Annotated in this window: 12 protein-coding genes; 5 read left to right on the top strand and 7 right to left on the bottom strand. The window is 66.7% G+C overall.

Annotated features, from left to right (window positions below; genetic code table 11):
* Nucleotides 1-13 precede the first annotated feature (13 nt).
* Nucleotides 14-988 (top strand): magnesium/cobalt transporter CorA, encoded by a 975-nt coding sequence (gene corA, locus ACYVIO_RS25905; protein ID WP_460653471.1) that lies wholly within the window; start codon nt 14-16, stop codon nt 986-988.
* A gap of 26 nt (nt 989-1,014) precedes the next feature.
* Here corA and ACYVIO_RS25900 read toward each other — a convergent pair whose 3' ends face one another.
* Nucleotides 1,015-1,842: an undecaprenyl-diphosphate phosphatase gene (locus ACYVIO_RS25900; protein ID WP_460653470.1), complete on the bottom strand. Its 828-nt coding sequence runs from the start codon at nt 1,840-1,842 to the stop codon at nt 1,015-1,017.
* Nucleotides 1,843-1,849: 7 nt separating this feature from the next.
* Nucleotides 1,850-2,908 (bottom strand): LLM class F420-dependent oxidoreductase, encoded by a 1,059-nt coding sequence (locus ACYVIO_RS25895; RefSeq protein ID WP_460653469.1) that lies wholly within the window; start codon nt 2,906-2,908, stop codon nt 1,850-1,852.
* A 51-nt stretch (nt 2,909-2,959) separates the two neighbouring features.
* Here ACYVIO_RS25895 and ACYVIO_RS25890 point away from each other — a divergent pair, with 51 nt between their 5' ends.
* The 3 genes from ACYVIO_RS25890 (at nt 2,960) to ACYVIO_RS25880 (ending at nt 6,613) form a co-directional block, all read left to right on the top strand.
* Entirely contained in the window at nt 2,960-3,901 is a 942-nt protein-coding gene (locus ACYVIO_RS25890) for an aldo/keto reductase (protein ID WP_344171208.1), read from the top strand.
* 28 nt (nt 3,902-3,929) lie between these two features.
* On the top strand, nt 3,930-4,115 hold the full coding sequence (locus ACYVIO_RS25885; protein WP_344171206.1) for a DUF5703 family protein: 186 nt from the start codon (nt 3,930-3,932) through the stop codon (nt 4,113-4,115).
* A 1,100-nt stretch (nt 4,116-5,215) separates the two neighbouring features.
* Nucleotides 5,216-6,613, top strand: coding sequence for a hypothetical protein (locus tag ACYVIO_RS25880; RefSeq protein WP_460653468.1), 1,398 nt, complete (start codon nt 5,216-5,218; stop codon nt 6,611-6,613).
* Between the two features lie 383 nt (nt 6,614-6,996).
* Here ACYVIO_RS25880 and ACYVIO_RS25875 read toward each other — a convergent pair whose 3' ends face one another.
* The 4 genes from ACYVIO_RS25875 to ACYVIO_RS25860 form a co-directional block, all read right to left on the bottom strand.
* Nucleotides 6,997-10,032 carry a DEAD/DEAH box helicase family protein gene (locus ACYVIO_RS25875; RefSeq protein ID WP_460653467.1) on the bottom strand — a complete coding sequence of 1,012 codons (3,036 nt, stop codon included), beginning with the start codon at nt 10,030-10,032 and terminating at the stop codon, nt 6,997-6,999.
* Between the two features lie 636 nt (nt 10,033-10,668).
* Nucleotides 10,669-11,298: a glyoxalase superfamily protein gene (locus tag ACYVIO_RS25870; protein WP_460653466.1), complete on the bottom strand. Its 630-nt coding sequence runs from the start codon at nt 11,296-11,298 to the stop codon at nt 10,669-10,671.
* Between the two features lie 143 nt (nt 11,299-11,441).
* Nucleotides 11,442-12,185, bottom strand: a complete 744-nt coding sequence (locus tag ACYVIO_RS25865) for an N-acetyltransferase (RefSeq protein ID WP_460653465.1) — start codon at nt 12,183-12,185, stop codon at nt 11,442-11,444.
* Nucleotides 12,145-13,470, bottom strand: a complete 1,326-nt coding sequence (locus ACYVIO_RS25860; protein ID WP_460653464.1) for an MFS transporter — start codon at nt 13,468-13,470, stop codon at nt 12,145-12,147. Before ACYVIO_RS25860 ends, ACYVIO_RS25865 begins: the two co-directional genes overlap by 41 nt.
* 73 nt (nt 13,471-13,543) lie before the next feature.
* Between ACYVIO_RS25860 and ACYVIO_RS25855 the strand changes: the two genes are divergently transcribed.
* Nucleotides 13,544-14,413, top strand: coding sequence for a LysR family transcriptional regulator (locus ACYVIO_RS25855; RefSeq protein ID WP_460653463.1), 870 nt, complete (start codon nt 13,544-13,546; stop codon nt 14,411-14,413).
* A gap of 392 nt (nt 14,414-14,805) precedes the next feature.
* On the opposite strand, the gene ACYVIO_RS25850 is transcribed toward ACYVIO_RS25855, so the two are convergent.
* Nucleotides 14,806-14,994, bottom strand: a complete 189-nt coding sequence (locus ACYVIO_RS25850) for a hypothetical protein (RefSeq protein ID WP_460653462.1) — start codon at nt 14,992-14,994, stop codon at nt 14,806-14,808.
* Nucleotides 14,995-15,012 lie beyond the last annotated feature (18 nt).

Raw genomic sequence — 15,012 nt, 5'->3', positions numbered from 1 at the left:
CCATGATGGTCGCGTGATCGTGGACTGCGGGGTGTACGCCGAGGGCGAGCGCAAGGACCTGCCCGCCGACCCGGAGACCGTGGCGCAGGCGATCGGCGACGACGGCGAAAGCTTCGGCTGGGTCGGCCTGCACGAACCGACCGAGCACGAGCTGGTCCGGGTGCAGAAGCTGTTCGGCCTGCACCCGCTGGCGGTCGAGGACGCGCTCAAGGCCCACCAGCGGCCCAAGGTCGAGCGGTTCGGCGACTCGGTCGTCGTCGTACTGCGCACCCTCTGGTACGTCGACCAGGGCGACGCCGTCGAGACCGGTCAGGTCAGCGTGTTCGTCGGGCCGCGGTACGTCGTGACCGTTCGGCACGGCGAGGGCGCGCCGCTGACCACCGCCCGCCAGGACCTGGAGGACCGCGCCTCGGTCCTCGGCCACGGCCCGGCCGCCGTGCTGTGGGCGATCTGCGACTCGGTCGTCGACGGCTACGAGTCAGTCGCCGAGCAGGTCGAGATCGACGTCGACGAGGTCGAGAGCTCGGTCTTCTCGCCCGAACGCACCAGCGACGCCGAGCGGATCTACCTGCTCAAGCGGGAAGTACTGGAGATGCGCCGCGCGATCGGCCCGCTGCGGGACCCGATGGAGGCGTTCGCACACGGCTCGGTCCCGCTGGTCAGCAAGCAGGCGGCGCCGTTCTTCCGCGACGTCGCCGACCACGTGATCCGCGTCTCCGACCAGACCGACGCGCTCGACACGCTGCTCAGCTCGGCGCTCAGCGCCCACCTCGCCCGCGTCTCGGTCCAGCAGAACGACGACATGCGCCGGATCTCCGCCTGGGTAGCAATCGCAGCAGCCCCGACGATGATCGCCGGCATCTACGGCATGAACTTCCACAACATGCCCGAGCTGCGCTGGTACTACGGCTACTACGCCTGCGTGGCCCTGATGGCCGTCGTCTGCACCACCATGTACGCCGGCTTCCGCCGAGCCGGCTGGCTCTAGCGCCCGCCGGCCCGGCGTACGGCGTACTAGGTGGCCGTGATCGTGCTCGTGGCGAGCAGGATCAGGATGACGATGCCGAGCAGGATCCGGTAGAACGCGAACACCTCGGTGGTGTGCTTGGCGACGAACTTGATCAGCCAGGCCACCGACGCGTAACCGACGATGAAGCTGACGATCGTGCCGACGATCACCGGGACGACGCCGACGTCGCCTTTCAGGGCCTCCGGCAACTGGAACACCGCGGCGCCGACCAGCGCCGGAATGCCGAGCAGGAAGGCCATCTTGGTGGCCGCGACGCGGTCCAGGCCGCGGAACAGACCGGCGGTGATCGTCGCGCCCGAGCGCGAGACGCCCGGGATCAGCGCGAGGCACTGGATGATTCCCATCACGACCGCGTCGATCAGCGTGATCCGGGTCAACGGCCGCGCCTTGCTGCCGAGGCGCTCGGCCGCGACCATGAAGAACGACCAGCCGATCAGCGACCCGGCGACCCACCACATGCTGCGCAGCGGACCCGAGATCAGGTCGCGGAAGACGAACCCGACGACGCAGATCGGCAGCGAGCCGACGATCACGAACCAGCCCATCCGGTGGTCGAACTCCCCCCGGTGCTCCGGGTGGCGCAACCCCTTGAACCAGGCGACGGCGTACGTCTTGATGTCCTTCCACATGAACAGCACGACCGCCGCGATCGCGCCGAACTGGATCACCGCGGTGAAGGCCGTGATGGCCGGATCGTCGATCTGCTGACCGAGGATCTTCGAGGTGATGGTGAGGTGGCCGGTGCTGGACACCGGCAGGAACTCGGTGAGGCCCTCGACGATGCCGAGGATGATGGCGTCCCAAATCGTCATGGGGAGGTCAGTCACCGATCCCGGCGAGCTCGAGCGCCTCGGACACCGTGCGCAGCGCGGCGATCCGCTCGTCCACGGTCGACGCGAACGGGGTCAGCGTCAGCGTCGTCGCGCCGGCCTCGCCGTACGCCGTCAGCTTGTCGGCCATCCGCGCCTTGTCGCCGAGCAGCGAGATCGCGTCGATGAAGCCGAACGGTACGGCGGCCATCGCCTCGCGGTGCTGCTTGGCCAGATAGAGGTCCTGGACCTCCCTGGCCGCGTCGGCGTAGCCCATCCGGACCGCGAGCTGGTTGTAGAAGTTCTTCTCCCGGCTGCCCATCCCGCCGACGTACAGCGCGGTGTAGCCGCGGATCGGGTCGGCGGCGGCCTGCAGGTCGTCACCGGTCATCACCGGCACGGTCGCGACCACGTCGAAACCGTCGAGGCCGAGGCCGGGCTCGCGCTTGTCGCGGCCGGTCCGGATGTGGTTCAACTGTTCTCCCAGATAAGCGGGGTCGTTCAGGATGCCGAGCCAGCCGTCGGCGATCTCGCCGGCCAGTTCGAGGTTCTTCGGCCCGACCGCCGCAAGGTACACCGGCACGTGGTCACGCAGCGGCCGGGTGGACAGCTTCAGCGCCTTGCCGGGACCGTCCGGGAGCGGCAGCGTGAAGTGCTTGCCGTCGTACGCGACCGTCTCGCGGCGCATTGCGGCGTTCACGATCTCGACGTACTCGCGGGTCCGCTCCAGCGGCTTGCCGAACCGGACTCCGTGCCAGCCCTCGGACACCTGCGGGCCGGACACGCCGAGCCCGAGCCGGAACCGGCCACCGGACAGCCGGTCCAGGGTGGCCGCGGTCATCGCGGTCATCGCCGGGGTCCGGGCCGGGATCTGCAGAACGCCGGCGCCGATGTCGATGGTCGACGTCTGGGCGGCGATCCAGGTCAGCAGCGTGACGGCGTCCGAGCCGTACGCCTCCGCGGCCCAGGTGACCGAGAACCCGAGCTGCTCCGCCTCCTTCACCAGCCTGAGATGGTCGAGGTGGTCGTCGCCACCGAGAACGAAGCCGATGTTGAGTCCGAGTCGCATGACAGGCGAGCCTAACGAGCCGTTCCCCGTCGTCCGCAATAGGCTCGGTGTATGCAGCAGCGCTATCTCGGTCACAGTGGTCTGGCGGTGAGCCGGCTCGGTCTGGGCACGATGTCCTGGGGCCGGGACACCGACGAGCACGAGGCCCGTGAACAGCTCGCCGCCTTCGTGGCTGCGGGCGGGACCCTGATCGACACGGCAGCGGCGTACGGGGACGGTGACAGCGAGCGCCTGATCGGCACCCTCCTCGGCGACGTCGTGGACCGCGATGACCTCGTGATCGCGACCAAGGCCGGGTTCAGCGTGCGCCGGGGCGAGCGGATCACCGACACGTCACGCGGAGCGCTGCTCCGCGATCTGGAGGGCTCGCTACGGCGGCTCAACGTCGACCACATCGATCTCTGGCAGCTGCACACCTGGTCCGACGACGTCCCGCTGGAGGAGACGCTGTCGGCGCTCGACCACGCGGTCAACTCGGGCAAGGTCCGGTACGTCGGGGTGTCGAACTACGTCGGCTGGAAGTCGGCCCGCGCCGTCACGTGGCAGCAGGCCTGGCCCGGCCGCGCCGTACCGGTCTCGAACCAGGTCGAGTACTCGCTGCTCGCCCGCGACGCCGAAGCGGACGCGATCCGCGCCGCCGGCGGCCTCGGCATCGGCGTACTGGCGTGGTCGCCGCTTGGGCGGGGCGTGTTGACTGGGAAGTACCGGACCGGCATCCCCGCGGACTCGAGGGCGGCGTCTCAGCATCTGTCCAGATTCGTCGACCCCTACCTCGACGGCCGCGGTTCGGGCATCGTGGAAGCGGTGGCCCGGGCCGCCGACGGGCTCGGCTGGAGCCCGCTGGAGGTCGCACTGACCTGGGTCCGGGACCGCCCGGGCGTGACGGCGGCGATCGTCGGCGCCCGGACGGCGATGCAGTTGAAGTCGGTGCTGGGAACGGAGGAGCTCACCCTTCCGCCGGCCATCGCGGCCGCGCTGGAGGATGTGTCGTGAGGTAACGCCAGAAGTGACGGAGGTGCGGATGGCCGAGTACGAGTTGCAGCAGTTCGAGTTGTCCCGAACAGAAACCCGCGGCGCGGTCCGCCGCCTACTCACCGAACACGCCGAGTACGGCGGCTGGGAGCTGGCCCGCCTCCGCCGCTACCCGGACGGTACTCGGAGGGTCTGGCTCCGCCGCCGAATCATCAAGGTCATGCGCACGCTCTGACTCGAAGACTTTCATCCCACGCGCGCTCCGCAGATGTCCTCCGTCGCTACGCTCCTCCGGACATCAGCTCCGCCCGCTCCCGCCCACCCTCCGGCTTAGCGCCGGCGAGGGTTGCCGGCTTATCGCCGGCATTTTCCGGCTTGCGCCGGGAGTGCGCGGCTGGCGCCGCGGAGTAGCGGCTAGCGCCGGGACGACCGGGCTAGCGCCGAAGTGGTCGGCTACCGCCGACGTGCGGGCTTATCGCCCGCGCTACCGGCTAGCGCCGGAGTGATCGGCCACCGCCGACGTGCGCAACTGTCGCTGCGGAGTACCGGCTAGCGCCGTCATCGCACAGAATCCGATACCTGTGGCCCGGAACACCCAGGCGACCCCCACCGGGCGGGAATCCCCCGCGCCACAACGCTATCTCAGCTCGACTGAGGCCTTCCCTTCCCCAGGAGCCCGCGGGCGACGATCAGTTGCTGGATCTGCTGGATCTGCTGGATCTGCTGGGTACCGTCGAAGATGTGGAGGATCTTGGTGTTACGAGCGCGGCGAATTCACGCTTTCGACGAATCGCCCTCTGACCTGCACGTTGCCGGTCACCTGTGGTCAACCATCGCCGACCTTGGTCAGTGGTCGACGGAGCAGCGACGGAGCAGACGAACCGCCGAGTCGCAGTCGAGCGACGCTCCGACACCAGCGCCGCGTGTGGCAAGGGTGCGTGTCCGAGGGGAGCACACCTTATCCACACGCGTGAGCCTCAGCGCTTGATGCGTAGCTGTGCTCGTGTGGCCTGCCTCAGCTGGGGTGCTTGGCCTGGCACGATTCGTGGGCGCCGGTCTGCACGCGGTCGGCACTGAGCTGGGAGCAACTCGGAGTGACGACACCTCCATCAGCGTGTTTGGGTACCGCTCGAGGGCGAGTACGGCGGCCTCGATATCGCCGGTGAAAGCCCAGATGGCGGCTCGGCGATCGGGCTGCTCACCAATGCCTCGATCATCGGCGAATCAGAGCTCTTCAACTTCGACGCGCACTGCGTGCACTGTGCAGCGCAGCAGGATTGACGCCTGTCTCAATTGCGCTGTGCGCTGTGCGCCGTCGGCAGGTAGCATTCACGGGTGAGTGACCGTGGGCTGTTTACTGAGTTCATAAAAGCTGAGAAGCCGCTGTCGAGATACTTGTGGAGCCGCCCAGAGGTCCGCAGTCTACTCAATGCTGTCCGGCAAGTCGGCTCGATTGATGAGCTGGCTACCTTTCGAGGAACAGATCTTCAGAGCCGGATCTCCGCTATGAAGCCAGCGCTGCCGTCCGTAGGACCGCTACAGCCGGGACAGGTCCGCGATGACGGTGGTGAACCGCGAGATGTTGGGGGCGGCAACCGCCTTTCGACGACGAGGTACTACGTACGATGCCTCGTCGAGGGCGATCCGGACTTGCTCCGCTATTGGCCCGACGAGAGCGATCGTGATCTTAGAACCGTCCACCACGACCTGATGGCGAGGATCGGTGGATATGAGAAACTTCAGCACGCCGCCGACGACGCCAAAGAATACTGGCGACTAACGTTGACTTGGCAGCTCCTCACTGTGAAATCTGATGGACCGTGGGCCCTTTACTCATATCTGGATCTGACGCGCGAAGAGGAGCGGACTCTTGCCTCAGATGGCGACCTAGGCCAGCGTTTGCAGTCACGGTACGACGAGCTCCTCGCAATCGTCGCTGCAATTGCGGACCAAACAACTCACTTCTATGACGTGGAGTTGGCCAATGTCGTGACGTCGGTTGCCGACGAGCGAGGCGATGTTCTGAGTGATCGCGCCGAAATCTTGCGGAGCATCAGCCTGCCAGGCGAGTGGGCCAGCGACGCACTCCAACTCGATGAGGACAGCGCCGCAGCGGAGATCAGTACTGGCGATGGGGCACCGGCCGCGGTCGCACTCGACGTGATCGGAGCGCGCTATCGTCTCAGTGCGAAGTCGTTCGAAGACGTCCTCACCACCATCAGGATCTGGGCGGACGCTGTAGAACAGAACCCCAGAGGATTTGGACACCTGGATGAGGATGCGGTAAGCGACGTGCTCGCAGCGACGCTCAACGCCACAGTTCCGAACGCTGGCCGCGAGGTGTACTCACGAAGCGGCAAGACCGACATCTTCATCAGCGCTGATGTCCTCGCCGAGGGTACCGGGCCAGCGAAGGTCTATATCTGTGAGACCAAGTGGGCCGGCGGACGGGCTCCGATCGTACAGGGTTTGCAGGAGCAGATCTTTCGTTACGTGACAGCACATTCCACCGATGCGACCTTGCTCGTGTTGTGTCGGCACAAGAACTTCAAAGCTGCTCAACGGAGAGTGCATGCATGGGCTTCAGAGGCTGAAGGCTTCGAGTCCCGACGCAACAGTCCAATCGACGGTTGGCCTCTGCTCCGGTACCGCGTAGACGGACGCATTGTTGAAGTCTGCGTCGCGACCGTCTCGATCCCGCCGGTGCTTTCACGCAAGGGGCGACGAAAATAACCGTACCGTTCACCGAGTACCAGGCGACTGCTGGTGTTGAAGCGATGTGATCGATCGCTCGTGAGTTAGCGAAGAGCCAACGGGTCATGCTAGCGCGTGACCGTTCGTGCGGCCTCCATCCCTCGCGAGGTACTGATGAGCCCTGACGTATGCCGATGAAGGATGGCACCGACGGCGAGCTAACGCCTCGCGGCTCGACATTGCCACTCCGCCATCGAACCAGGTCGGAGAGCTGGGTTCTGACCTCCTCCAAACTTCATGACATCAGGCTAGGACGGCGCTCAGACACCTGTCCTTGAGCGGCTTCGTGCTAGGCAGTTCGACGATCGCCATCGGGCAAGGGACGCGAAGGGGTATCGAGCTCAGCTCAGACTGCTTGAAGTTCACTCGCTCGACAGGAGTTCGATCTCCGCGATCGAGGATGCAGCGTCGTGCAAGACCGTCAGGAACTCGCGGACCTGCTTCGCCGCGATCGTCGGAGCACCGCCACTGAGCTCGGTTCGCAACATGCTGATCGACAGCCCGGGCTGAGCGATCGCGATTCGTCCTGCGGCAATTGGCGGAGGTCGATGGGCGAAGCCCCATTTCGGGTGCTCGGGGTCCTGGCCACAGAGGATCAGTAGGAGACGCTCATTCCCCTCCACGACGGAGATCCTCGGGGTGTCGTCACCAGTCATCCGCGCCCCTACGGTCCGCCAGAACCTGGGATCTGTGATGTACCCGCGGCTCTTGACTGCCTGTTGCGCGACGGTCTGCATATCCTTGACCCGAACGCCAGGCTTGGCCCCCTCCGTGGCCTTTGCGTGCCACAAGGACAGATTGACTCGCCTACCAGGATCGACCTCGACGACGATGTAGTCGGCGATCTCGCCCGGCCCGTCGTTGCCAAGGATCCACCGGTGTTTCGCTCTCTTCGGCTGACGACGGAGGTAGTCCTCAAGTTCTTCGTGGACCGAGTGACCGAGCCCCTTCTCGTCCGCCTTCTTCTTCGTTTCGGCCTGAAGGTTCACCTGATCCCACTTAAGCGAGTTGTAGAGGATCGCGGGCAGAGTCGTCCGCTCGTCCCGAGACTCGTACAGCACGGATCCGATGCAGGTCTGACTGTCGAGGAAGAAGACCGTCGGCGGCTTTGCCGACAGAAGCTGCTCCAACTGCAGAGTCGAGCCGAAGAAGCCCATCTTGATCTCAAGCGCTGCTCCGGAGCAGTGGAAGTCTCCGTCAGTGTCCTGGTAGCCGTTCCACGCCTCCTCCTCCGGCTTCGCAGGATCGATGGCAACCACGGGAAGGCGTTCCGCCGTTCGTTCCTGCGAGGTGTCGAGATACAGCTCCAGGGATTCAACCGGCCGGCCATCCAGCGTCCTCCAGTCCATGGTGCGGAGCCCGGGACTGTGCTCGATCACCGCAACCTCGGAGTCTGGGAACGCGGTCAGTCGGCGGCCACGAGTCACGTTGGGCAACAGCCGGCCCGCCGCGGATGTGGTGGGCAGCCAATACCTGGACGCCAGATCGGCCGCGAAGACCTCGTAATTGCGCAAGGACAGATAGCGGCCCTCCCAGTACTTGCTCTTACCAGTCGCGACGCCGGCTGAGAACGCACCTCGCCCCGAACCAACCTGAGCGATCGCATGGCCAAGCGCACGTTGATCCGTGTCAGCTGCTCGGAGGCCCCGATCGACGCCACTTCCCGCGAACATGGTGTACGACGGAACGCCTGCACTCCCTCGGTATGTGTTGCGGACGCCCACCGACGAGACGGAGATCCGATCCAGCGCGTCGAACGCCTCCTGCAGTCGCCGAGGATCCGTCGTTCGTGCGTACTGCTCCGCACCGAGCGCGGTGCGCAACTGGTTCCTGATTGCTCCGTCGGCACTGTTGATGAGCAACAGGTGAGGCTCATCGATGCGCGGCGACGGAATCCAGGTGACCAGGTGGAGGTCGTAGGTCGGCGTGTCGAGGCCGGGGCTCGACGCATGCCAACGCGGCCTATTCGTTGCAGTCGTCACGACAACCAGAGTCGAATTGGCCTGATTCATCGAGCTGTAGATGATCGACTGACCGTTGAGGCGCCCACCTTCGAGAAGCGACTCCGGCACCTCGCCGTTCACGATCGGAGGCTCATATCCGTGCTGCGTGTCGACTTCGTACAGGACAACACTGCACGCAGGCGTGATCGCGTTCAGCGCAAGACTCGGCGGCGCTGCACCGAACTCGGCCACATAAGCTCTGTCCGCGGCGGCCTCCGCGATCTCGTCATCGATCAGTCCAGGTAGGACCTGAACCCAGTCCGCATCCTCCGCATAGAGCTCACGCACCGCGCCTTGCAAATGCGGATGCATATCGATGTCACGAACTGTCACCAGTACCGACGCCTGCGGGTAGGCGACGTCGACGCGAGCGAGACGACCGAGGAACTGTGTCGTCGCAACCAGCGATCTGTGCTTGTCGTGGTACGCCGCGATCCGAAGCCTCGGAAGGTCGAAACCCTCTCCAAGCATGTCGACAACGGCGACCGCACGACACTCTCCCGAACGAATCCTTCCGACCAGTGCCTCTCGCTGACCATCGTCCATGCCGCCGTGCAGCGTCTCGACTTCCATCCCGAGAGACCGATACAGGTCGGCGAGGGCCGCGGCACGCTTACGTGTCCTGGCCCTGATCATGACGGAGCTAGTCGCGTGGTCGGGTTCGTTGGCGATGCGGATTGCCTCCACGGCAATCATGCGATCCGTGCTCTCCTGCGTCGGCGCGGGCGGTAGATCGAGAATCGTCGGGTGAACCGGCTTGTAGAACCCGTTGCTCAACGCCAAGCTCACCGGATAGTGGTAAAGCTCCGTGCCGGGCAGGCGCTGCCGATCCCGCCGTCTCGGGGTTGCTGTCAGCAAGAGCGCGTCAGCATCACCGAAATGCTCCAGGATCGCGCGCCAGGTAGGCGCCGGTGAGTGGTGAGCCTCGTCAACGATCACGAGGTCGAACAGACCTCGTGGTGGTGGTGGCTCTCCGTCCGTGTAATACGCCGGGCTGATCGCGTTCGGCAAGGCGACGACTACATCGGCATCACGGACCTGCTGCCAGTCCGATGTAACTCCGATCAGCTCAAGCACCGACGGGTTCCCCGCACCACACAGTGCGCCGACATGTCGCAGTACGTCCTGGCTTTTGAAAGCCTCAACCGTCTGCTTCCGCAGGTCGCGACTCGGGACCACCACCAAGACTCTCGCGGCCGTGAGGAGGTGTGGTGCCGCCACGGCGACCGCTGTCTTCCCCGTCCCGGTGGGAAGCGACACCAGCGCTGGCGGCTGCCGCGGTATCGACCAGTGCCCGATCAACGCTCCGAGTGCTCCGAGTTGCGCCGGTCTCCAACGGTCGCGGGAGTTCTCGTTGAACAGGCTGAAACCCACGTCACCGCCGTAGTAACCCATCGCTCATTCCCCCCAACATGGGCGCCACGCTGTGTAGCTACCCCGCCCGATGTATCCGAAGTCGAGCACGGTCCGTTACAAGAATCGTCGATCTCGTGGCTGCGTGCGAAAGGTGCCGTCTACAACACAGCTGCCGGCGAACGCGTATACCTTCAGCCGTTCCATCGCGGACCAGCGGGTCGCTGAACACCTCAGCGCGGCGCTGGCCGGTCGCCAGCCGGGCCACCGCCGACCGGTTGGCCGCACCTCCCCGTATCAACCAGGCGATACCTCGGCCTGACTTGCTGCGATGCCGGTGCTCACTAGACTGCTTCGGATGGCCGAGCGTTCGAGCCGGGGGCCCTCAGTGGCGATGATCAGAATCCGCCCGTCTGACTCATCCACCTTCGACCCCGCGCGGCAGCCGCCTAGTGGCTGGCGCTGCCCGAACACCTCCTGAGCAGCGCCCGGTCCTAGCATCGACGGCGGTGAATCCCACCAAAGGAGCATAGGCAGTGTTGCACCTGACCTAACGCAAAGCGGGAGAGATCGACCGGGCCCGGCCAGCTGCCTGTCCTCGGTCGCGATCAGGCAATGGTCGGCGGAGTTCGCGGTTCTGACGACAATTGACCGCAACTGGTCGTGCCGCGTCGAGGCTCAGCCGACGAACGCGATTGCGTTGCCGTCCGGGTCGCGGACGATGAAGTCGGTGCCGCCCCACGCCTGCTTTGTCAGCTTCTGGACGATGTCGGCGTCGGCGGCCTGATACTCCGCATACAGCTCGCGGACGCTCGCCGTCTCGACGAACGCCATGATGAGCCCTTCCCGTTCCGCGGCACCGGCAGCGAACACCGGCTCGTGCACCAACTTCAGGTGCAAGATCGCGCCGTCGCGCGACACCGATCCGTAGAACGGCGGGTTGCCGTGCAGGAAGTCGACCCGGAAGCCGAGCTGGTCCTGGTAGAACGTGGCCGACGCGTCGACGTCGGCGACGTACAGCACCGGTCGGGCGATCGCGGCTGCCGTGTCCTGGGGCTCCGGCTGCCGGCTGGTGGACGGAGCCGCTTCCGTGCTCGCCTTGAGTTCGGCCCAGTTGGCGAAGCCCTCTTCTAGGGCGATGATCTCCTGGGCTTCGGTGAGCGGGAACTTCAGTGCGAGTGCTTCGCGGTCGGACAACGCGCGGTAGCGCGCGAGCTGCCGGATGCGGCCGCCGATCGAGAAGTTCCCCTCGCGGTGCCAGCGAACGAGCAGTTTCGCCTGCTTCTTGTACGTTTCGAGCTTGGGCATGGCGCTCCCTCTTCGGTGATGAAGTAGGTGGGCCTTGCCCTTTCGGCTGGTGTGCCGCTGCGCCCTACGACCGGGATTGAACCCGCGCCTGCAAGTTCGAGATTACCATGGCGAATCGGCCCCCAGTCAGCACAATTCACCCGTCAGAGATCGTGCCGGACCCACACGTTCGGCTCGACGTACACCGCGTGGTCGTGCTCCACATCGCACATCACCGGCGCCAGCGCCTTGGGAACCAGCACCGCCCCGGTCCGATCAAACGGCAACCCCGTCCACGACCGCCACTCATCCAGCGTCCCCGCGATCACCATCGACCGCGGTGCGACCTGAACGATCGTCCCTCCGGCCCGCACGTGCACGCGCAGCCACGGATCCACCGGCAAACCATCCGCGCGCATCTGCTCGACGTACTCGACCATCGGCACCGCCGGATCAGCCTTCCCGTTCGGCCGCACCGGCGCGTACAACGTGCCGTGCCCCTTCGCCCGAACCGCGGCCTTCATCGCCGCGAGCATCTCGTACGACAGCCCGCGTCCCGTGTGGCTCGGCTTGATCATGATCTCCAGCGCGCTGGACACGTTCGCCGCCCGCCCGCGATCGAGGTCCTGGCACCCCCACTGCACCACCTGGTCCCACCCACCCGGCGGCAGCTCCATCCGGTCCTCGTCGTCACCGAACGCGAACGCGATGCTCCGCGCGTGCGCGACCAGCTCGCCGTCCTCGGTCGCGATCAGGCACTGGTCGGCGAAATCCGCCGTCGCCCGCCACAGCAGCGCGTCCGCAATCAGGTCGTTCAGCATGAACCGCGGCCAGACGTTCCAGAAGTCGCCCAGGTACGGCGTGACCTCAGGCCGCTCCGCCAACGTGGTGATCACGATCTCCGCCATGTCTCGCAGTGTGGCACTCGACCACCCCACCCGGCACCGCATTTCTCGGCCGGATCATCAGAACTCCGAGGGCAACAGCACTCGTCAACAGCCCAGCACCGATCAGCGTCTCCTCAGCCCCGACCGCCGCAATGATCGGCCCGCCGACGAACAACCCGGCCGAACTGCTCGCACTCACGACCACACTCTGCCCCGACAGCAGCGCCCGCCGTTCAGCCCCGTACGACGACCGCGTGATCAGGATCGAGATCGCCGCGATCCCCAGCACCACAGTCACGCCCGACAACGCACCGAGTACGGCGATCGCCGCAGGCGTCGTCCACACCCCCATCCCCACCCAGCACAACCCCATCACCGTCCACGCAACCGACGCGACCGGAATCGGCGCAACCCGCCGTACGACGGCCAGCGACACCACCGTCCCCAGCAACGCTCCCGCGCCGTACCCACTCATCCCCGCCGCCAAGTAGACCCCCGGCCGCCCCCGCTCAGCCCCGATCACCGACAGCCCCAGCGTGAACGCGAACCACGTCAAACACCCCGTCCCCCGCGCGATCCACCCGTACAGCACGTCCTCCCGCCCCCGAAGACTCGCCCGAATCGTCGGAGCGGACTCGCCGGCGCCTCGCGAACGCTCGTCGACAACGCGAGCCCGACGAACGCGCCGTACGCGCGAGTCGCCCGTTCCTTCGGCACTCACAGCAGCCCGCGAGTGCTCCTTCCTCACCGTCCCCGCCAGCACCCCAGCCCCCAGCACCACCCCCGCCTCAACCCACAACACCGTGTTCGTCAGCCCAGCCGCCACCGCAACAGCCCCCACCGCAGGCCCAACCAGCATCCCTGCCCGCCGAAGCCCGTCCTGCCACGTCAGCAGCAGTACCGCCCGATCCCCACCCAGCCGATCCCCTGTATCAGCCAGCAACGCCGACCGCCCCGGCGTCGACAACGCCTCTCCACACCCGAGCAGCAGCCCACTCACCATCAGCACCCACGGCCGCAACACCCCGTACGCCGCACACCCCGGCACGATCGCCAACGCCAGTGCCGACACCACCGCGACCACCGCAAGCCGCGGCCCAGAATCGACCCACTGCCGCGCCCGCCGAGCCCACCAAGGCGACAAGATCACCGGAATCCCGGCAGCACCCCCAACCAACCCCGTCGCTGCGACCGACCCCGTCGACTGCAGTACGACGAGCGGCAGCGCGATCTGCGCGATCCGGAATGCGAAGTCCGCAACCGCACCACCAGCCAGCAGTACGACAGCATCCCGGCGAGCATCCATATCCGCGATCCTCGTCGGGCCGGCAGCCCGCAGGTAGTCGGCAGGGCTTGCCCTCCGGCCATAGCCTGACCCTATGGCCTCATCACGCAGCCCGTCGGTCGACGACCTCCGCCTGGTCCTCACGATCCACCGAACCGGCTCGGTCGGATCCGCCGCCCGCGAGCTGCGGATCTCCCAACCGTCAGCCTCGCAACGCCTCGCCCGCCTCGAACGCGCATGCGCCGTCAAGCTGTTCGACCGCGACACCCGCGGCGCCCGCCCGACCACCGCCGGCCTCGAACTGGCCCGCCGCGCCGAGCACATCCTCGGCCACCTCGACGAGGTGTACGACGCGACCCGCGCTGCCGCGACCGGCACCCGCCTCGTCGTCGGTACGTTCGCCAGCCTCGCGCCGATCCTGTTCCCGGTCCTCGACGCCGAGCTCCCCGACGTGGACCTCGAGCAACAGGTCGACCACGGCCACTACCTCGTCGAAAAGGTTGCCGAAGGCACCATGGACGCCGCCTTCATCGCGATCGCCGACCAGATGGTCCTCCCCCGCGGCACCGCCGCCCGCACCGTCGGCCGCGACGAGCTCGTCCTCTTCGCCCCCGCCGGCGCCGAACCGCCAACCCGCGGCAAACAGCCCCTCAAGAACCGCCCGATCCCGTTCTCCACCTACGACCGCGGCGCCGAAGACCTCCGCACCCGCCTGATCACGCTAGGCGCCGTCCCCCGCCGAGGCGTCACCCTGGCCACCACCATCGCCATGGCCCGCCGCCGAACCCACCTGGCCCTCATCCCCCGCAGCGCACTCGCCGCCGAACTCCACCCCGGCGAACGCTTGCTCCCAGCCCCTTTCCGCTACCGCCTGACCCTCTCAGCAGTAACCCGCACCACCCCACCAGCCGCCCTCACCCAACTACTCCCCACCCTCAGATCAGCCCTCAACCTGACCCGCTGACGCCGAGCACACGTCAGCCGCCGACCAGTTCACCCCAGCCGCTAGCTCACCCCGTACGCCGCGCGGATCCGCCCGCCGATCGAGCATCAGCCCGCAGTCCATCGCCGGGTCCGGCCACCGGGCAAGTCAACACTTTGTGCACCGGCCAGCCATCGCAGCAGTCTGCGCGTGGCTGGCCGATGTACAAAGACGCGCCGCGACGAGCTCGACGACGGCGGTCGGCGAGCCGTTCCCGCCCCTGGAGCGCGAGCATCCCGCGCTGCCGACTCGGCCGTGCGGGCCACCTTTCTCGCCCAGATCCCCAGGAGCCGCGCCGAGTCGTCCCGGCAGGTCCGCGAACCGACGGGCGACCCGCCGCCGACCACCTGCCATCAGCACAGGAACCAGAAGGCTCAGCCGACCTCGCGACGCCGTTCCGCGGCCGTGAACGCCAACAACTCGTCGAGTTCGTCGTCCGACGCGAACGTCTCCGCCGCCAGGTCGTCAACCGAGCCGATCGGTCGCGTGTGCTTCGCCGCAAGCAACCCGTCGATCGACAGCCGTGTGGTCGCCGCCGGCGGTCCCGACCTATCGATGCCCATCGCGCGACTCGTACGCCG

It is taken from the genome of Kribbella endophytica (genome assembly GCF_054781295.1).
Note: the sequence above shows the minus strand (reverse complement) of the source record. Positions and strands in the feature narration are given on the sequence as shown.